This is a genomic window from Phenylobacterium sp. LH3H17, assembly GCF_024298925.1.
Taxonomy (GTDB): domain Bacteria; phylum Pseudomonadota; class Alphaproteobacteria; order Caulobacterales; family Caulobacteraceae; genus Phenylobacterium.
The window spans coordinates 1,843,580-1,862,159 of the sequence record NZ_CP101283.1; the positions used below are offsets into that span (position 1 = coordinate 1,843,580).

Here is an 18,580-nt window from a genome sequence, read left to right on the forward strand (position 1 = left end):
CTGAGTATGGAGACCGCAATGGACCGCGCTCAAAAGCAGGTGACGATCGAGACGCTCAAGGGCGTCTTCGCCGACGCCGGCGCCGTGGTCGTGACCCACAACCTGGGTCTGACTGTTGCGGAAATGACGGATCTGCGTGGCCGCCTTCGTAAAGAAGGCGCCAAGCTGACGGTGGTGAAGAACACCCTGGCCCAGAAGGCTCTGAACGGCTCGATCGGTGAAGCGGGCGACGCCCTGTTCACCGGCCCGGTCGCCATCGCCTATGCGCCGGACCCTGTCTCCGCCGCCAAGATCTCGACCCAGTTCGCCAAGGAGAACGAGAAGTTCGCCATCATCGGCGGCTTCATGGGCCAAGAGATCCTGGACAAGTCGAAGGTGGCTGCGCTCGCGACCCTGCCTTCGCTCGACCAGCTTCGCGGCAAGATCATCGGCCTTCTGCAAGCCCCGGCGACCAAGATCGCCGGCGTCCTGCAGGCCCCGGCCGGTCAGCTCGCCCGCGTCGTGGGGGCTTACGCCGCCAAAGACGCCGCCTGATCGTCATTTTCGAAGAAACCCACACCTCCAATTCCCTAGGAAAACCATCCCATGTCGAAGCTCGAAAAGATCGTCGAAGACCTGTCCGCCCTGACCGTGCTGGAAGCCTCTGAGCTGTCCAAGCTGCTGGAAGAAAAGTGGGGCGTCTCCGCCGCCGCTCCGGTGGCCGTGGCCGCCGCTGGCGGCGGCGCCGCTGCTCCGGCCGAAGCTGTCGAAGAGCAAACCGAGTTCACCGTTGTCCTGACCGCCGGTGGCGACAAGAAGATCAACGTGATCAAGGAAGTCCGTGGCGTGCGTCCGGACCTCGGCCTGAAGGAAGCCAAGGACCTCGTGGAAGCCGCTCCGGCCAACGTCGTCGAGAACGTCTCCAAGCAGGTCGCCGAAGAAGTGAAGAAGAAGCTGGAAGAAGCCGGCGCTTCGGTCTCGATCAAGTAGGACTGAACGGCGCGCTCGCCGCGTCGACGCGTTACGGAAGGGCCGGGGAGAAATCCCCGGCCTTTTTGTTTGGCCGCTCAGTGCAGGCGGAACATTCCGTCCACCGCCTTGAACTCGGCCGGCCGGATCAGGCCCTGGTGGGCCACCCGGATGGTGTCGAGCACCCCGTCCAGTTTGTGACTCCAGAAGTCGAGGAACTTCCGCAGGTTCGGGAAGTCCGGGGCCACGTCGTATTCCTGCCAGAGATAGCTCTGCAGCAGGATCGGATGATCGGGCAGCCGGTAGAGGATTTCGGCCGTGGTCAGGCCGTAGCCTTCGAGTTGTCTGCGAAAGTCGGCGTCCAGCGCCATCTCACACCCCCAAGTCCAAGGATGGAGCCCGCCGACTCACTGGCGAGCCCTAGGTGAGCTGAAGCTTGCGCCTGAGAAGTTTCACAAATCTTTCAAGAACTTGGCGCTCGTTCGAGGCGAGTGCTGCTAAATCTCGCCGCCTTGGAACCTTCGATCAGGGATGCTGGTTTCTCGTCTGCATGTAAGAGGCGAGACGAAATGACCTGGGAGCGCCCAGGCTGACCCAAAGGTGGAGCGACGCGGCGGCCGGCCGCGCCGCCCCACTTTTCGTGCGAAAGGGGCTTCCCTTATCCACACAAAACTCCTAAATCGCGTGCTTCGCGAAATTTACGATTCGTCTCAGACGCGATTCTTCGCGCGCGTACGCTCCGAGGCATGGCCCGCCGCCCTCAGGCCATGCGAGGGAGCGCCCCTGACGATACAGGGGCTTCCAGCGTCCGGCGCCCGCAAGGGCGTCGAGGGTGGACGCAGGACACTAGCGACCTGACGCTCGGAAACCGTTCCGCGCGTCGCTCAAGGGAATAAAATGGCGCAATCCTTCACCGGTAAGAAGCGGATCCGTAAGTCTTTCGGCCGCATCCCTGAAGCCGTGCAGATGCCGAACCTCATTGAGGTTCAACGCTCCTCCTACGAACAGTTCCTGCAACGCGAAACTCGCGCGGTCGATCGCCGCGAGGAGGGGGTCGAGGCGGTCTTCAGGTCGGTCTTCCCGATCAAGGACTTCAACGAACGCGCCGTCCTGGAATACGTGTCGTACGAGTTCGAAGAGCCCAAGTACGACGTCGAGGAATGCGTCCAGCGCGACATGACCTATGCGGCGCCGCTGAAGGTCAAGCTGCGCCTCATCGTGTTCGAGACCGACGAAGAGACCGGCGCCCGCTCCGTGAAGGACATCAAGGAGCAGGACGTCTACATGGGCGACATCCCGCTCATGACCGAGAAGGGCACCTTCATCGTCAACGGCACGCAGCGGGTCATCGTCTCGCAGATGCACCGTTCGCCGGGCGTGTTCTTCGACCACGACAAGGGCAAGACCCACTCGTCGGGCAAGCTGCTGTTCGCCGCCCGGGTGATCCCTTATCGCGGCTCGTGGCTGGACTTCGAGTTCGACGCCAAGGACATCGTCTTCGTCCGCATCGACCGCCGCCGCAAGCTGCCGGCCACCACCTTCCTGATGGCGCTCGGGATGGACGGGGAGGAGATCCTCTCCACCTTCTATGAGATCGTCACCTGCGAGAAGCGCGAGGACTCCAAGAAGGGCGTCGCCGGCTGGACCGTGCCCTACAAGCCCGAGCGCTGGCGCGGGGCCAAGCCGGACTTCGCGCTGATCGACGCCGAGACCGGCGAAGAAATCGCTCCCGCCGGCCAGAAGATCTCGGCGCGTAACGCCAAGAAGTTCGCCGACGCGGGCCTCAAGACCCTGCTGCTGGCGCCGGAGGCCCTCACCGGCCGCTACCTGGCCCGCGACCTGGTCAACCCGAACACCGGCGAGATCTACGCCGAGGCCGGCGACGAGCTGGACCCCACCGTCCTGGCCGCCCTGGAAGAGCAGGGCTACGACAAGCTCGACGTGCTCGACGTCGACGACGTCACCATGGGCGCCTACATGCGCAACACCCTGCGCATCGATAAGAACAACGCCCGCGAAGACGCGCTGTTCGACATCTACCGCGTCATGCGTCCCGGCGAGCCGCCGACCGTTGAGGCGGCCGAGGCCATGTTCAAGTCGCTGTTCTTCGACGGCGAGCGCTACGACCTCTCCTCGGTCGGCCGCGTGAAGATGAACATGCGTCTGGAGCTCGACTGCCCCGACGACGTGCGGGTCCTGCGCAAGGACGACGTGCTGGCGGTGCTCCGCACCCTGGTCGGCCTGCGCGACGGCCGCGGCGAGATCGACGACATCGACAACCTGGGCAACCGCCGGGTGCGTTCGGTGGGCGAGCTGCTGGAGAACCAGTACCGCGTCGGCCTGCTGCGCATGGAGCGCGCCATCAAGGAGCGCATGAGCAGCGTCGATATCGACACGGTCATGCCGCACGACCTGATCAATGCGAAGCCCGCGGCCGCGGCCGTGCGGGAGTTCTTCGGCTCCTCGCAGCTCTCGCAGTTCATGGACCAGACCAACCCGCTCTCGGAGATCACCCACAAGCGCCGTCTCTCGGCCCTTGGCCCGGGCGGTCTGACCCGCGAGCGCGCCGGCTTCGAAGTCCGCGACGTGCACCCGACCCACTACGGCCGGATCTGCCCCATCGAGACGCCGGAAGGCCCGAACATCGGCCTGATCAACTCCCTGGCCACCCACGCGGTGGTCAACAAGTACGGCTTCATCGAAAGCCCGTACCGGCGGATCAAGGACGGCAAGACGACCGACGAGGTCGTCTACATGTCGGCCATGGAAGAGGCCAAGCACGTCATCGCCCAGGCCAGCATCAAGCTGAAGAACGGCGAGATCGTCGAGGACCTGGTCCAGGGCCGGATCAACGGCGAACCGGGCCTGCTGCCCAAGGCCGACGTCGACCTGATGGACGTGTCGCCCAAGCAGGTGGTCTCCGTGGCCGCCTCGCTGATCCCGTTCCTGGAAAACGATGACGCCAACCGCGCCCTGATGGGCTCGAACATGCAGAAGCAGGCCGTGCCGCTCATCCAGTCGGATGCGCCCCTGGTCGGCACCGGCATGGAAAGCGTCGTGGCCGTCGATTCCGGCGCCGTCGTGGTCGCCCGCCGCACCGGCGTGGTCGAGCAGATCGACGGCACCCGCATCGTGGTCCGCGCGACGGAAGAGAACGACCCGACCAAGGCCGGCGTCGACATCTACCGCCTGCAGAAGTTCCAGCGTTCCAATACCTCGACCTGCATCAACCAGCGTCCGCTGGTGCGGGTCGGCGACCTGATCGCCACCGGCGACGTGATCGCCGACGGCCCGTCGACCGACCTGGGCGAACTGGCCCTGGGCCGGAACACCCTCGTCGCCTTCATGCCCTGGAACGGCTACAACTTCGAAGACTCGATCCTGATCTCCGAGCGCATCGTGCGCGACGACGTCTTCACCTCGATCCACATCGAGGAGTTCGAGGTCATGGCCCGCGACACCAAGCTGGGTCCGGAAGAGATCACCCGCGACATCCCGAACGTCGGCGAGGAAGCCCTGCGCAACCTCGACGAGGCCGGCATCGTGGCGATCGGCGCCGAGGTCCTGCCGGGCGACATCCTGGTCGGCAAGGTCACGCCGAAGGGCGAAAGCCCGATGACGCCGGAAGAAAAGCTCCTGCGCGCCATCTTCGGCGAAAAGGCCTCCGACGTCCGCGACACCTCCCTGCGCCTGCCTCCGGGCGTCGCCGGGACCATCGTGGAAGTCCGCGTGTTCAACCGTCACGGCGTCGACAAGGACGAGCGCGCCATGGCCATCGAACGCGCCGAGATCGACCGCCTGGGCAAGGACCGCGACGACGAGTTCGCGATCCTGAACCGCAACATGACTTCGCGCCTTCGCGTCCTGCTCACCGGCAAGACCGCCGTCTCCGGCCCCAAGGGCCTGGGCCGCGGCGAGATCACCGCCGAGAAGCTGGAAGAGATCGCGCCCGGCCTGTGGTGGCAGATCGCCCTCGACGACGAGAAGATCATGGGCGAGCTGGAGGCCATGCGCCGCCAGTTCGACGAAGCGCGCAAGCGCCTGGATCGCCGCTTCGAGGACAAGGTCGACAAGCTGCAGCGCGGCGACGAACTGCCCCCCGGCGTGATGAAGATGGTCAAGGTCTTCGTGGCCGTGAAGCGCAAGCTTCAGCCCGGCGACAAGATGGCCGGCCGCCACGGCAACAAGGGCGTCATCTCCAAGATCCTGCCGATCGAGGACATGCCGCACCTGGAAGACGGCACCAATGTCGACATCGTCCTGAACCCGCTGGGCGTGCCCTCGCGGATGAACGTCGGCCAGATCTTCGAAACCCACCTCGGCTGGGCGGCCGCGGGCCTCGGCAAGCAGATCGCCGGTCTCCTGGAAGCCTGGCAGAACGGCGGCCAGCGCAAGGCCCTGATCGAGTGGCTGCAGGACATCTACGGCAAGGATCAGGAACTGCCCGACAGCGACGAAGAGCTGGTCGAGCTGGCCCGGAACCTGTCGAAGGGCGTGCCCTTCGCCACGCCGGTGTTCGACGGCGCCCACATCGACGACATCGAGAACCTGCTGGAGAAGGCGGGTCTCGCCCGCTCCGGCCAGGTGCAGCTCTATGACGGCCAGACCGGCGACAAGTTCAAGCGCCCGGTCACGGTCGGCTACATCTACATGCTGAAGCTGCACCACCTGGTCGACGACAAGATCCACGCCCGCTCCATCGGACCGTACTCGCTCGTCACCCAGCAACCGCTGGGCGGCAAGGCGCAGTTCGGCGGACAGCGCTTCGGGGAGATGGAGGTCTGGGCTCTGGAAGCCTACGGCGCCGCCTACACCCTGCAGGAGATGCTGACGGTGAAGTCCGACGACGTGGCCGGCCGGACCAAGGTCTACGAAAGCATCGTGCGCGGCGACGACACCTTCGAAGCCGGCATTCCCGAGAGCTTCAACGTGCTCGTCAAGGAAATGCGCTCGCTGGGCCTGAATGTGGAGCTGGAGAACGGCTAGGGCCGGCTCCGACTTCTACCGAATGTGCGAGGGGAGGGGCCGTCAGCTCCTCCCCACCGCCTCTGGAAATACTGACGAACTGGAAAATCGATGAACCAGGAAGTCCTGAATATCTTCAATCCGGTCCAGGCCGCTCCGACCTTCGACCGCATCCGTATCGCCCTGGCCTCGCCCGAAAAGATCCGCTCGTGGTCCTTCGGCGAGATCAAGAAGCCCGAGACCATCAACTACCGGACCTTCAAGCCGGAGCGCGATGGCCTGTTCTGCGCGCGCATCTTCGGTCCGACCAAGGACTACGAGTGCCTGTGCGGCAAGTACAAGCGCATGAAGTACAAGGGCATCATCTGCGAGAAGTGCGGCGTCGAGGTCACCCTCGCGCGCGTTCGCCGCGAGCGGATGGGCCACATCGAACTGGCTTCGCCGGTCGCCCATATCTGGTTCCTGAAGTCCCTGCCCAGCCGCATCTCGATGATGCTGGACATGGCCCTGAAGGACATCGAGCGGGTCCTCTACTTCGAATACTACATCGTCACCGAGCCGGGCCTGACCCCGCTGAAGCAGCACCAGTTGCTCTCGGAAGACGAGTACATGCGCTACCAGGAGGAGTTCGGGGACGACAGCTTCACCGCCGAGATCGGCGCCGAAGCCGTCCAGGGCCTGCTGAAGGCCATCGACCTGCCGAAGGAAGCCGACCGGCTGCGTGAGGACCTCCTCACCATCACCTCGGAAATGAAGCTCAAGAAGACGTCCAAGCGTCTGAAGCTCATCGAGAGCTTCATCGAGAGCGGCAACAAGGCCGAGTGGATGATCCTCTCGGTGGTCCCGGTGATTCCGCCCGAGCTGCGCCCGCTGGTGCCGCTGGACGGCGGCCGCTTCGCGACCTCCGACCTGAACGACCTCTACCGCCGGGTGATCAACCGCAACAACCGCCTGAAGCGCCTGATCGAGCTGCGCGCCCCGGACATCATCATCCGCAACGAAAAGCGGATGCTGCAGGAAGCCGTCGACGCCCTGTTCGACAACGGCCGTCGCGGCCGCGTCATCACCGGCGCCAACAAGCGCCCGCTGAAGTCGCTCGCCGACATGCTGAAGGGCAAGCAGGGCCGGTTCCGCCAGAACCTGCTCGGCAAGCGCGTCGACTATTCGGGCCGTTCGGTCATCGTGGTCGGTCCCGAGCTGAAGCTGCACGAGTGCGGCCTGCCGAAGAAGATGGCGCTCGAGCTGTTCAAGCCGTTCATCTACGCCCGCCTGGACGCCAAGGGACTCTCGGGGACCGTCAAGCAGTCCAAGCGGATGGTGGAGCGCGAGCAGCCGGCCGTCTGGGACATCCTCGACGAGGTGATCCGCGAGCACCCGGTTCTGCTGAACCGCGCGCCGACCCTGCACCGTCTCGGCATCCAGGCCTTCGAACCCAAGCTGATCGAGGGCAAGGCCATCCAGCTTCACCCGCTGGTCTGCGCGGCCTTCAACGCCGACTTCGACGGCGACCAGATGGCCGTCCACGTGCCGCTCTCGCTGGAAGCCCAGCTTGAAGCCCGCGTGCTGATGATGTCGACCAACAACATCCTGTCGCCCGCCAACGGCCGTCCGATCATCGTGCCGTCGCAGGATATCGTGCTCGGCCTCTACTACCTGTCGCTGGCCAAGCCCAACGAGCCGGGCCAAGGCAAGATGTTCGGCGAGATGTGCGAGATCGACGCGGCGCTCGACGCCGGGGTCGTGACCCTGCACACCAAGATCAAGGCCCGCCACTCCGAGATGGACGCCGACGGCGTCCTGGTCCGCAAGCTGATCGACACCACGCCCGGGCGGATGAAGATCGCGGCCCTGTTCCCGCATCACCCGGCCATCGGCCACCGGCTGCTGGAAAAGAACCTGACCAAGAAGGAGATCGGCAACCTTATCGACGCCGTCTACCGCCACTGCGGTCAGAAGGCGACGGTGATCTTCGCCGACCAGATCATGGGTCTGGGCTTCCGCGAGGCGGCCAAGGCCGGCATCTCCTTCGGCAAGGACGACATCATCATCCCCGAGCGGAAGAAGCCCATCGTGGCCCAGACCCGCAAGCTGGTTGAAGAGTACGAGCAGCAGTACGCCGACGGCCTGATCACCAAGGGTGAGAAGTACAACAAGGTCGTCGACGCCTGGGCCAAGGCCACCGACCGGGTCGCCGACGAGATGATGCTGGAGATCTCGACCGCCGAGTCCGACGAGAACGGCCGCGAAAAGGAGATCAACTCGATCTTCATGATGGCCAACTCCGGCGCCCGCGGTTCGCAGGCCCAGATGAAGCAGCTCGGCGGGATGCGAGGCCTCATGGCCAAGCCCTCCGGCGAGATCATCGAAACCCCGATCATCTCGAACTTCAAGGAAGGCCTGTCGGTCCAGGAGTACTTCAACTCCACCCACGGCGCCCGTAAGGGCCTGGCCGACACCGCGCTGAAGACCGCCAACTCCGGCTATCTGACCCGTCGTCTGGTCGACGTGGCGCAGGACTGCATCATCAACGAGGAAGACTGCGGCACCACGCGGGGCATCACCCTTCGCGCCGTGGTCGAGGGCGGCGACGTCCTGGTCTCGCTGGGGCTGCGCATCCTGGGCCGCTTCGCCGCCGAGGACGTGAAGGACCCGAACACCGGTGAGGTCATCGCTCCGGCCGACACCTATTTCGACGAGAACATGATCGACATCGTCGAGGCCGCCACGGTCCAGTCGGTGAAGGTCCGTTCGGTCCTCACCTGCGAGGCCAAGATCGGCGTCTGCGGCGCCTGCTACGGCCGCGACCTCGCGCGCGGCACGCCGGTGAACATCGGTGAAGCCGTGGGCGTCATCGCCGCCCAGTCGATCGGCGAGCCGGGCACCCAGCTGACGATGCGGACCTTCCACATCGGCGGCACCGCCCAGGTCGCCGAGCAGTCGTTCTTCGAGAGCGGCAATGAGGGCGTGGCCCGCCTGGTCGGCGGCAACACGGTCGTGGCGCCCGATGGCGGCGTCGTGGCCATGAGCCGCAACCTGATGATCATCGTCCAGGTCGATGGCAAGGACCGCGAGTCCTACAAGCCGCCTTACGGCGCGCGCCTGAAGGTCAAGGACGGCGACAAGGTCAAGCGCGGCCAGCGCCTGGCCGAATGGGACCCGTACTCGACCCCGATCATCTCCGAAGTGGGCGGCAAGGTCCGCTTCGAAGACCTGGTCGAGAACTTCTCGGTCCGCGAGGAAGCCGACGAAGCCACCGGCATCTCCAACCGCGTGGTCATCGACTGGCGCGCCTCGACCAAGGGTTCGGACCTGCGTCCGGCCATGGCCGTGATCGACGCCGAGGGCGCCTATATGCGCATCTCGAACGGCGGGGAGGCGCGTTACCTCCTGCCGGTGGGCGCCATTCTCTCCGTCGGCGACGGCGATGAGATCAAGCCCGGCGAGGTCCTGGCCCGTATGTCGACCGAAAGCGCCAAGACCCGGGACATCACCGGTGGTCTGCCGCGCGTCGCCGAACTCTTCGAAGCCCGCCGTCCGAAGGACTGCGCGGTCATCGCCGAGATGGACGGCCGCGTCGAATTCGGCCGCGACTACAAGAACAAGCGCCGCATCAAGATCACCCCGGAAGATGGTGGCGAGGCGGTCGAGTTCCTGATCCCCAAGGGCAAGCACATCGCCGTCCACGACGGCGACGTGATCCGCAAGGGCGAGTATCTGATCGACGGCAACCCGGATCCGCACGACATCCTGCGCATCCTGGGCATTGAGGCTCTGGCCGAGTTCCTGGTCGACGAGATCCAGGAGGTCTACCGGCTCCAAGGCGTGCCGATCAACGACAAGCACATCGAGACGATCGTTCGTCAGATGCTGCAAAAGGGCGAAATCCTCGAGCCGGGCGACACCGGCCTGCTCAAGGGCGATCACCTGGACATGTCGGAGATCAACGAGGAGAACGCCAAGACCGAGTCCCGTGGCGGCCGTCCGGCCATCACCCAGCCGGTCCTGCTCGGCATCACCAAGGCGTCGCTGCAGACCCGCAGCTTCATCTCGGCCGCCTCGTTCCAGGAAACCACCCGCGTCCTCACCGAGGCTTCGGTCCAGGGCAAGAGCGACACCCTGGAAGGCCTGAAGGAAAACGTGATCGTCGGCCGCCTGATCCCGGCGGGCACCGGGTCCTACCTGCGCAACCTGCAGCGTATCGCCGCCAAGCGCGACGAAGCCCTGTCGGCCAGCCGCGAGGAGGCCATGGAGCCCCTGCCGGACGTCATCGCCGTCGAGGCGGAGGCCGAGAAGGTCGACGTCTAACAAGCTCAGTCTGTGTGCGTAAGAAGCGGCCCGGGAGCGATCCCGGGCCGTTTTCCTTTGGGGGGGCGCGGGCTAAGCTTGGCGTCAGATCACCAGCGTCGAGGCCGCCAGGTTGCCGAGGTATTTGGGGAGCTGCCACTGCGGCAAGGTCCGGTTCGCGGTCGACGCCGAGATCGACCACGTCCGGGTTTGCGACTGCTCGATCTGCCGACGCCGCGGCGCCTTGATCCACAGGGTCGAGGAGGCCCAGTTCGAACTGCTCTCCCCGCTGGACGAGCTCGTGACCTACAAATTCAACACCCGCCAGGCCACGGACTATTTCTGTCCCGACTGCGGAATCCTGCCGTTCCGGCGCCCCCGGACCGCGCCTCATCTCTGGGCCATCAATGTACGGTGCCTGGACGACGTCGATCTCGACGCGATCCGGATCGAGCGTGTGTCAGGGAGCCGCCTCCCGTGAGGATCGATCCCGTCCGAACACCCGATGACCTCCGGGCGACGGCGGCCCTGTTCGAGGCCTACGCCAGGTCGCTCCCGGTAGATCTGGGCTATCAGGATTTCGGCGCGGAGCTGGCGTCCCTGCCGGGCAAGTACGCCCCGCCGCGCGGCGAGCTCCTGTTGGCCCGCGACGCAGCCGGCGGCGCCCTGGGGTGCGTCAGCCTGAGGCCGCTGCCGGCGGCCGGCCGCTGCGAGATGAAGCGCCTCTACCTCGCCCCGGAAGCGCGCGGGACGGGCCTCGGCCGGGCCTTGGCCGAGGCGATCATCCAGACGGCGCGCGACATCGGCTATGGCGAGCTGCGCCTGGACACCCTGGCCACCATGACCTCGGCCATCGGCCTCTACCGCCAGCTGGGCTTCGCCGAGATCGAGCCCTATTACGCGCCGACCCCGCCGGGGACCATCTTCATGGCTCTGAGGCTCTAGGGTCGCCAAGGGGGCGGATAATGGCGTGGCCGCCATTGTTCTGCGCCCACTACGCCCTAGATCAGCCAGGTCACAACCGGAGGATCCCCACGTGCCGCTGCTGCTTTGCCCCAACTGCAACGTCTCCATGCAGAACGTCGCCCGCTCCGGCGTCGAACTGGACATGTGCCCGACCTGCCGCGGGGTCTGGCTGGACCGCGGCGAGCTCGAGAAGATCCTGGAGGGCGGGCGCGAGGTGCGGCAGGCCGACGTCCAGGCCCGCGAGCGTTTCGACCGCGAGATCGACACCTTCCACCGCGACCCGGAAAGCTGGAAGCGCAGCCATCCCTATGACAGCGACGCCAAGCGCCACCGCTATGAAGACGACGACTATCACCATCGCAAGAAGAAGCGCGGCTTCGACATCTTCGACATCTTCGACTGAGGCTGAGCCTCAATTGTGCGGCGTCCAGACCTCGGGCAGGGGCTTCATCTCCAGGCCGCCGGGGCTGACGCCGTTCGGGAGATTGGCTTCCTTGTACTTGCGATAGGCCTGCTTGCGGGCCGCCGCCTCGTCGAAGGCCTTGCGCTTGTCGCGCGACATCGGCGGTTCGTAGTAGGGCGCGTCCCTGGCCCCGGCGCCTAGCCGCTCCAGGCAGCGGTCGCGCTCGGCCTTTGAGAGCAGCTGGGGATTGGCGCAGCCCACCGGGCTCAGCCGCAGGGCCGCGCCCGTCGCCGGGCCGGCCGGCGCGGCGGGGGCGGGCAGGGCGACCGCGGGCGCCGGCGGCGCGGTCGTGCGGTCCGGCGCGAACGGCGTGACCAGCGGCGCCACGCTGGGGTCCTCTTGCAGCCGCAGGGCCCGGCGCGGACGGATCGGCTGGTCGACCAGGCGCTTGGGCTTAGGCTGCTCGCTGCGCGGCGAGGGGACGAAGAGCGGCACGACCTGCACCTCGAAGACCGGCGGGGCGTCGGCTTGGCGCAAGGTGGGGTGGGTGATGGCCAGCAGGGCCAGCACGGCCAGATGGGCGAGGCCGGAGACGGCCACTACGGTCGGCAGCGTCCGGCGATCCGTCGTGGTCATTCAGCGCCCGAGCGTTGCAAACTTCACCGTAAGGTGGGGGCGGCGCGCGGCGTTTTCGTGGCGCAAGGACGGCGCGGGGCGGGGCGGGGCGGCCTTGCGTTCGCAAGCGTTGACGAGAAGACCCTTCGCGAGTATGAACCGCGCTCCTTTCGAGGCCGGGGATTCTTTCTCCTGTCCCGATGAACGGCCATCCCGAGACGGACGGTCAGGCCCGCCGGAACGCTAGAGATCGCGCGCCGGCGAGTTTTTGCGTTCAGCGGGTGGTTTCGAGACCTGAGACAAACCGAACCCTTTTTCGAGGCGCCACGGCCAAACGGCACACGCCTCCAGAGCAGAGATTAGATGCCTACAGTCAACCAGCTCATCCGCAAGCCTCGGCAGGACAAGCCGTCGCGTAACAAGGTGCCGGCCCTGAAGGGCTGCCCCCAACGTCGCGGCGTTTGCACCCGCGTCTATACGACCACCCCGAAGAAGCCGAACTCGGCGCTTCGTAAGGTCGCCAAGGTGCGTCTGACCACCGGCATCGAAGCGGTGTGCTACATCCCCGGCGAAGGCCACAATCTGCAGGAGCACTCCGTCGTGCTCATCCGCGGCGGCCGGGTGAAGGACCTTCCGGGCGTCCGCTATCACATCCTGCGCGGCGTGCTCGACACCCAAGGGGTCAAGGACCGCAAGCAGCGTCGTTCGCACTACGGCGCCAAGCGTCCTAAGTAAGGAAGAAGAAGAATGTCCCGCCGCCGTCGCGCCGAGAAACGTGAAGTTCTGCCGGACCCGAAGTTCGGGGACCTCACCGTCACCAAGTTCATGAACTACGTGATGTACGAAGGCAAAAAAGCCGTCGCTGAAAACATCCTGTATGGCGCCTTCGAGATCCTCGAAGCCAAGCGCAAGGAACAGGGCCCGCTGGAGACCTTCCACGCGGCTCTGGAAAATGTCGCGCCCGGCATCGAAGTCCGCTCCCGCCGGGTCGGCGGCGCCACCTACCAGGTGCCCGTCGAAGTCCGTCCGGACCGCCGCAAGGCGCTGGCGATCCGCTGGCTCGTCACGGCTGCGCGCAAGCGCGGCGAGAACACCATGACCGAGAAGCTGGCCGGCGAACTGCTGGACGCCTCCTCGAACCGTGGTTCGGCCGTGAAGAAGCGCGAAGACACCCACAAGATGGCCGAGGCCAACCGGGCGTTCTCGCACTACCGCTGGTAAGACCCGGCAACCATCGCTTTCCGGCGCGGGCGGTTTGAGTTAAACCGCCCGCGCCGTTCGTTCTGACATCCCCGAACGCCTTTACCAGCAGAGCTTCCGCTATGCCCCGCGCGCACAAAATCGAAGACTACCGCAATTTCGGAATCATGGCCCACATCGACGCGGGCAAGACGACGACGACGGAGCGGATCCTCTATTACACCGGCAAGAGCCACAAGATCGGTGAAGTCCACGACGGCGCGGCCACCATGGACTGGATGGACCAGGAGCAGGAACGCGGCATCACGATCACGTCGGCCGCGACGACCGCCTTCTGGGAAGGCAAGCGCCTCAACATCATCGACACCCCCGGCCACGTGGACTTCACCATCGAAGTGGAGCGCAGCCTGCGCGTCCTCGACGGCGCGGTGACCGTGCTGGACGGCAATGCCGGCGTCGAGCCGCAGACCGAGACCGTCTGGCGCCAAGCCGACAAGTACAAGGTTCCGCGGATCGTGTTCGTCAACAAGATGGACAAGATCGGCGCCGACTTCGACAAGTCGGTCGAGTCGATCCGCGACCGCCTGGGCGCCAAGGCCGTGCCGATCCAATTCCCGATCGGCTCGGAATCGAACCTGCGCGGCCTCGTGGACATCGTCCGCATGAAGGCCGTGGTCTGGGAAAATGACGGCCTGGGCGCCAACTTCCACGACGAAGAGATTCCGGCCGACCTGCTGGCCAAGGCCGAAGAGGCCCGCCACTACCTGATCGAGAACGCCGTCGAGCTCGACGACGAGGCGATGGAAGCCTATCTGGGCGGCGAAGTGCCCTCGGAAGCCGTCATCAAGAAGTGCATCCGCAAGGCCGTGCTGACTGGCGCCTTCTATCCGATCCTCTGCGGCTCTGCCTTCAAGAACAAGGGCGTCCAGCCCCTGCTCGACGCGGTCATCGACTATCTGCCCTCGCCGGTGGATATCCCCCCGACCGTCGGCATCGACTTCCGCACCGAAGAGCCGATCGTCCGCAAGGCGTCGGACGATGAGCCGCTGGCCGTGCTGGCCTTCAAGATCATGGACGACCCGTTCGTGGGTTCGCTGACCTTCTGCCGCATCTATTCGGGCAAGCTCGAAACCGGCATGGGCCTGCTGAACGCCACCCGCGACAAGAAGGAACGCGTCGGCCGCATGCTGCTGATGCACTCCAACAACCGCGAGGACATCAAGGAAGCCTATGCGGGTGACATCGTCGCCTTGGCCGGCCTGAAGGACACCCGCACCGGCGACACCCTGTGCGACCCCATCAAGTCGCCGGTGATCCTGGAGAAGATGGAATTCCCCGCGCCGGTCATCGAGATCGCGGTGGAGCCGAAGTCGAAGGCCGACCAGGAGAAGCTGGGCGTGGCCCTGCAGAAGCTGGCCGCCGAGGATCCCTCCTTCACCGTCTCCACCGACTTCGAGTCGGGCCAGACGATCCTGAAGGGCATGGGCGAGCTGCACCTGGACATCAAGATCGACATCCTGAAGCGCACCTACAAGGTCGAGGCCAACATCGGCGCGCCGCAGGTGGCCTATCGCGAGAGCCTGGGTCGCAAGGTCGACATCGACTACACGCACAAGAAGCAGACCGGCGGTACGGGCCAGTTCGCGCGGGTGATGATCACCTTCGAGCCGGGCGAGCCGGGTTCGGGCTTTGTGTTCGAAAGCGCCATCGTCGGCGGCGCGATTCCGAAGGAATACATCCCCGGTGTCGAAAAGGGCCTGGCTTCGGTGAAGGACAATGGCCTGCTGGCCGGGTTCCCGCTGATCGACTTCAAGGCGACCCTGACGGACGGCAAGTACCACGACGTCGACTCCAGCGTGCTGGCCTTCGAAATCGCCTCGCGCGCGGCCTTCAAGGAGCTCCGTGAAAAGGGCGCCCCGAAGCTGCTCGAGCCGATCATGGCTGTCGAGGTAGTGACCCCGGAAGAGTATCTGGGTTCGGTCATCGGCGACCTGAACGGTCGCCGCGGCATGATCCAGGGCCAGGACACGCGCGGCAACGCGATCGTCGTCAACGCGTTCGTTCCGCTGGCTAACATGTTCGGCTATGTGAACACGCTTCGCGGCATGTCGCAGGGCCGCGCGGCCTTCACCATGCAGTACGACCACTACAACCCGGTGCCGCAACACGTCGCCGATGAAGTGATCAAGAAGTACGCCTAGCGTTCTTCCTCGGAAGAACGCCCACTAAAAGTTTGAGCGATCTCCTCGGAGATCGTTCGGGCCCAACCCTAGTTTAGAGGACAAGCCCAAACAGGGCTGGAGCTTGAAATGGCTAAAGAAAAGTTCGAACGCAACAAGCCGCATTGCAACATCGGCACGATTGGTCACGTTGACCATGGCAAGACGACGCTGACGGCGGCGATCACCTTCATCCTGGCGAAGACCGGTGGGGCCAAGTCGATGGCCTATGCCGACATCGACGCCGCGCCGGAAGAGAAGGCGCGCGGGATCACCATCAACACGGCGCACGTCGAGTACGAGACCGCCAACCGCCACTACGCCCACGTCGACTGCCCGGGCCACGCCGACTATGTGAAGAACATGATCACCGGCGCGGCGCAGATGGACGGCGCGATCCTGGTGGTGTCGGCGGCCGACGGCCCGATGCCGCAGACCCGCGAGCACATCCTGCTGGCGCGCCAGGTCGGTGTTCCGGCCCTGGTGGTCTACATGAACAAGGTCGACCTGGTCGACGACGCCGAGCTGCTTGAGCTGGTGGAGATGGAAGTGCGCGAGCTGCTCTCGTCCTACCAGTTCCCGGGCGACGACATTCCGATCGTCAAGGGTTCGGCCAAGGTGGCGCTGGACGGCGGCGACCCGATCATCGGCGAGCAGTCGATCCTGGAGCTGATGACCCAGGTCGACGCCTATATCCCGCAGCCGGACCGTCCGGTGGACCTGCCGTTCCTGATGCCGGTGGAAGACGTGTTCTCGATCTCGGGCCGCGGCACGGTGGTGACCGGGCGCATCGAGAAGGGCATCGTCAAGGTCGGCGAGGAAGTCGAGATCGTCGGCATCCGTCCGGTCCAGAAGACCACCTGCACCGGGGTGGAGATGTTCCGCAAGCTGCTGGACCAGGGCCAGGCCGGCGACAATGTCGGCGTGCTGCTGCGCGGCACCAAGCGTGAAGACGTCGAGCGCGGCCAGGTGCTCTGCAAGCCGGGCTCGATCACCCCGCACACCAAGTTCGTGGCCGAGGCCTATATCCTCACCAAGGAAGAGGGCGGCCGCCACACGCCGTTCTTCACCAACTACCGTCCTCAGTTCTACTTCCGGACCACCGACGTGACCGGGATCATCAAGCTGAAGGAAGGCGTTGAGATGATCATGCCGGGCGACAACGCCGAGCTGGACGTGGAGCTGATCACCCCGATCGCCATGGACCAGGGCCTGCGCTTCGCCATCCGCGAAGGCGGCCGCACCGTCGGCGCCGGCGTCGTCGCCAAGATCGTCGAATAGCCGATCGCGCCACACCGAAGCGAAGAGGCCGCCCGGGGAAACCCGGGCGGCCTTTTCTTTGCCCGCCGGCCTGCGTCTTGACTCGACTCCCCCACTCGGGCCGCTTGCGGCAAAGGAGACGGGGCATGGGGCTGAGGAACTGGACGGTGGGCCTGGCGCTGGCCTTCGCCTGCGGGACGGCCCAGGCGGCGCCGGACGTCGGCGCGATGACCGGTGGCGAGCTGATCGCCTTCACCAAGGCCCTGCCCAAGGGCGGCGAACTGCACAACCACATCAGCGCCGCGGTCTTTCCCGAGATCCTGCTGCAATGGGCGGTGGCCGACGGCCTCTGCGTCGACGTGAAGGCGCTGGCGGTCCGTCAGGCCTGTCCGGCGACCGAGGGCTACAAGCCGGCCGCCGCGGCGGTGGCCGATCCGGAGCTGCGGGTCGCCCTGATCGACAGCTTCACCACCCGCCACCCCGACTTCCGCGACCGCTCCGGCCACGACCAGTTCTTCGGCTCGTTCAACCGGTTCGGCGCCGCCAACAACCTGCGCTCCGGGGACGTCCTGGCCGCGGTGATGGAGAGCCTGGCGGCGCAGGACACCTTCTATCTCGAAGCCATGACCACACCCCAGGGCGCGGCGACCTACGGGCTGGGCCTGAGGGCCCGGTGGAGGGGCGGGGACCTCGCCGCCCAGCAGGCGGCCACCCAGGCCGCCGGGCTCGACAAGCTGCTCGCCGCCGCCATCGCCGAGACCGACGCCACCGAGGCTCGCGCCCGTGAGATCCTGAAATGCGGCGCGCCGCAGGCCGCCAAGGGCTGCCAGGTCACCGTGCGCTACCTGATGCAGACGATCCGGGTCCTGCCGCCCGAGGTCACCTTCGCCCAGCTGCAACTGGGCGTCGCCCTGGTCGGCGCCGACAGGCGCTGGGTCGGGCTGCAGATGGTCGCCCCGGAGGACGATCCCGCCTCCATCGCCAACTACAGGCTGCACATGAGGATGGTCGAGGCCCTGACCGATGGCGGCCGCAAGGTCCCGGTCGCCCTGCACGCCGGCGAGCTCACCCTGAAGTACGCCACGCCGGAGGACCTGCGCTTCCACATCGCCGAGGCGGTGCGGGTCGCCGGCGCCCGACGTATCGGCCATGGCGTGGATCTGCCGCACGAGGACGGGGCCGAGGCCCTGGCCGCGGAGATGGCCGCCAAGGGCGTGCTGGTGGAGGTGAACCTGACCTCCAACCATGTGATCCTGGAGCTGTCGGGGACCGAGCATCCCTATGGCTGGCTGCGCCAGCGCGGCGTTCCGGTCAGCCTCTCCACCGACGACGCCGGCATCCTGCGGATCGACCTGTCGGGGGAGTATGCCCGCGCCGTTCGCGACCAGGGCGCGACCTATGACGACCTGAAGCGCTCGGCCCGCAATGGGCTCGCATTCTCCTTCCTGGCGGGGGAGGGGCTGTGGCGCGACCCCAATGCTTACAAGCGTCCGGCCAAGGCCTGCGCCGGCCAGATCGGCGCGGCGGTCCCGCGTCCCGGGCCCTGCGCCGACCTGCTGGCGGCCAGCGACAAGGCGCGCGAACAGTGGCGTCACGAGCGGTTGCTTAAGCTGTTCGAGACCAGGCCAAGATGACGTCTGGGTCATGACCTCGAATTAAGCTGACCCCGAGGGGAGCGCCGCCTACCGTCCGCTTCGGGTTGTTCAACACGAAACGGAGG

At 65.9% G+C, this 18,580-nt stretch carries 14 protein-coding genes; 12 read left to right on the forward strand and 2 right to left on the reverse strand.

Annotation, left to right across the window (positions count from 1 at the left end; translation table 11 throughout):
- Nucleotides 1–18: 18 nt before the first annotated feature.
- Nucleotides 19–534, forward strand: coding sequence for a 50S ribosomal protein L10 (gene rplJ / locus M9M90_RS09025; RefSeq protein WP_254836824.1), 516 nt, complete (start codon nucleotides 19–21; stop codon nucleotides 532–534).
- 51 nt (nucleotides 535–585) lie between these two features.
- A complete protein-coding gene (gene rplL / locus M9M90_RS09030; protein ID WP_254836825.1) occupies nucleotides 586–969 on the forward strand; it encodes a 50S ribosomal protein L7/L12 in 384 nt (127 codons plus the stop codon).
- A gap of 77 nt (nucleotides 970–1,046) precedes the next feature.
- Here rplL and M9M90_RS09035 read toward each other — a convergent pair whose 3' ends face one another.
- Complete coding sequence (locus M9M90_RS09035) at nucleotides 1,047–1,319, reverse strand: usg protein (RefSeq protein ID WP_254836826.1); 273 nt, start codon at nucleotides 1,317–1,319, stop codon at nucleotides 1,047–1,049.
- A 526-nt stretch (nucleotides 1,320–1,845) separates the two neighbouring features.
- Here M9M90_RS09035 and rpoB point away from each other — a divergent pair.
- From rpoB to M9M90_RS09060, 5 genes are all read left to right on the forward strand, one after another.
- A complete protein-coding gene (gene rpoB / locus M9M90_RS09040) occupies nucleotides 1,846–5,934 on the forward strand; it encodes a DNA-directed RNA polymerase subunit beta (RefSeq protein ID WP_254836827.1) in 4,089 nt (1,362 codons plus the stop codon).
- Nucleotides 5,935–6,024: 90 nt separating this feature from the next.
- On the forward strand, nucleotides 6,025–10,218 hold the full coding sequence (gene rpoC, locus M9M90_RS09045) for a DNA-directed RNA polymerase subunit beta' (protein WP_254836828.1): 4,194 nt from the start codon (nucleotides 6,025–6,027) through the stop codon (nucleotides 10,216–10,218).
- A gap of 112 nt (nucleotides 10,219–10,330) precedes the next feature.
- Complete coding sequence (locus M9M90_RS09050) at nucleotides 10,331–10,678, forward strand: GFA family protein (protein ID WP_254836829.1); 348 nt, start codon at nucleotides 10,331–10,333, stop codon at nucleotides 10,676–10,678.
- Complete coding sequence (locus M9M90_RS09055) at nucleotides 10,675–11,142, forward strand: GNAT family N-acetyltransferase (RefSeq protein ID WP_254836830.1); 468 nt, start codon at nucleotides 10,675–10,677, stop codon at nucleotides 11,140–11,142. The genes M9M90_RS09050 and M9M90_RS09055 overlap by 4 nt, the downstream gene beginning before the upstream one ends.
- Nucleotides 11,143–11,233: 91 nt before the next feature.
- Nucleotides 11,234–11,566, forward strand: coding sequence for a zf-TFIIB domain-containing protein (locus M9M90_RS09060; protein ID WP_254836831.1), 333 nt, complete (start codon nucleotides 11,234–11,236; stop codon nucleotides 11,564–11,566).
- 9 nt (nucleotides 11,567–11,575) lie between these two features.
- Here M9M90_RS09060 and M9M90_RS09065 read toward each other — a convergent pair whose 3' ends face one another.
- Nucleotides 11,576–12,202, reverse strand: a complete 627-nt coding sequence (locus tag M9M90_RS09065; protein ID WP_254836832.1) for a hypothetical protein — start codon at nucleotides 12,200–12,202, stop codon at nucleotides 11,576–11,578.
- A gap of 342 nt (nucleotides 12,203–12,544) precedes the next feature.
- On the opposite strand from M9M90_RS09065, the gene rpsL reads away from it, so the two are divergent.
- The 5 genes from rpsL to M9M90_RS09090 all read left to right on the forward strand — a co-directional run bounded on the left by rpsL (nucleotide 12,545) and on the right by M9M90_RS09090 (nucleotide 18,494).
- Nucleotides 12,545–12,916 (forward strand): 30S ribosomal protein S12, encoded by a 372-nt coding sequence (rpsL, locus tag M9M90_RS09070; RefSeq protein ID WP_254836833.1) that lies wholly within the window; start codon nucleotides 12,545–12,547, stop codon nucleotides 12,914–12,916.
- 12 nt (nucleotides 12,917–12,928) lie between these two features.
- The gene (gene rpsG / locus M9M90_RS09075) at nucleotides 12,929–13,402 is read left to right on the forward strand and encodes a 30S ribosomal protein S7 (protein WP_254836834.1); all 474 of its coding nucleotides are present in this window, start codon (nucleotides 12,929–12,931) and stop codon (nucleotides 13,400–13,402) included.
- 101 nt (nucleotides 13,403–13,503) lie between these two features.
- Nucleotides 13,504–15,582 (forward strand): elongation factor G, encoded by a 2,079-nt coding sequence (fusA, locus tag M9M90_RS09080; RefSeq protein ID WP_254836835.1) that lies wholly within the window; start codon nucleotides 13,504–13,506, stop codon nucleotides 15,580–15,582.
- Nucleotides 15,583–15,690: 108 nt separating this feature from the next.
- A complete protein-coding gene (tuf, locus tag M9M90_RS09085; RefSeq protein WP_254836814.1) occupies nucleotides 15,691–16,881 on the forward strand; it encodes an elongation factor Tu in 1,191 nt (396 codons plus the stop codon).
- 125 nt (nucleotides 16,882–17,006) lie between these two features.
- Entirely contained in the window at nucleotides 17,007–18,494 is a 1,488-nt protein-coding gene (locus M9M90_RS09090) for an adenosine deaminase (protein WP_254836836.1), read from the forward strand.
- Nucleotides 18,495–18,580 lie beyond the last annotated feature (86 nt).

Coding starts and splice junctions, on each gene's coding strand:
- M9M90_RS09065 (WP_254836832.1), bottom strand. CDS start 12,202: ATGACCACGACGGATCGCCGGACGCTGCCGACCGTAGTGGCCGTCTCC.
- fusA (WP_254836835.1), top strand. CDS start 13,504: ATGCCCCGCGCGCACAAAATCGAAGACTACCGCAATTTCGGAATCATG.
- M9M90_RS09035 (WP_254836826.1), bottom strand. CDS start 1,319: ATGGCGCTGGACGCCGACTTTCGCAGACAACTCGAAGGCTACGGCCTG.
- rpsL (WP_254836833.1), top strand. CDS start 12,545: ATGCCTACAGTCAACCAGCTCATCCGCAAGCCTCGGCAGGACAAGCCG.
- rpsG (WP_254836834.1), top strand. CDS start 12,929: ATGTCCCGCCGCCGTCGCGCCGAGAAACGTGAAGTTCTGCCGGACCCG.
- rplJ (WP_254836824.1), top strand. CDS start 19: ATGGACCGCGCTCAAAAGCAGGTGACGATCGAGACGCTCAAGGGCGTC.
- rpoB (WP_254836827.1), top strand. CDS start 1,846: ATGGCGCAATCCTTCACCGGTAAGAAGCGGATCCGTAAGTCTTTCGGC.
- rpoC (WP_254836828.1), top strand. CDS start 6,025: ATGAACCAGGAAGTCCTGAATATCTTCAATCCGGTCCAGGCCGCTCCG.
- rplL (WP_254836825.1), top strand. CDS start 586: ATGTCGAAGCTCGAAAAGATCGTCGAAGACCTGTCCGCCCTGACCGTG.
- M9M90_RS09090 (WP_254836836.1), top strand. CDS start 17,007: ATGGGGCTGAGGAACTGGACGGTGGGCCTGGCGCTGGCCTTCGCCTGC.
- tuf (WP_254836814.1), top strand. CDS start 15,691: ATGGCTAAAGAAAAGTTCGAACGCAACAAGCCGCATTGCAACATCGGC.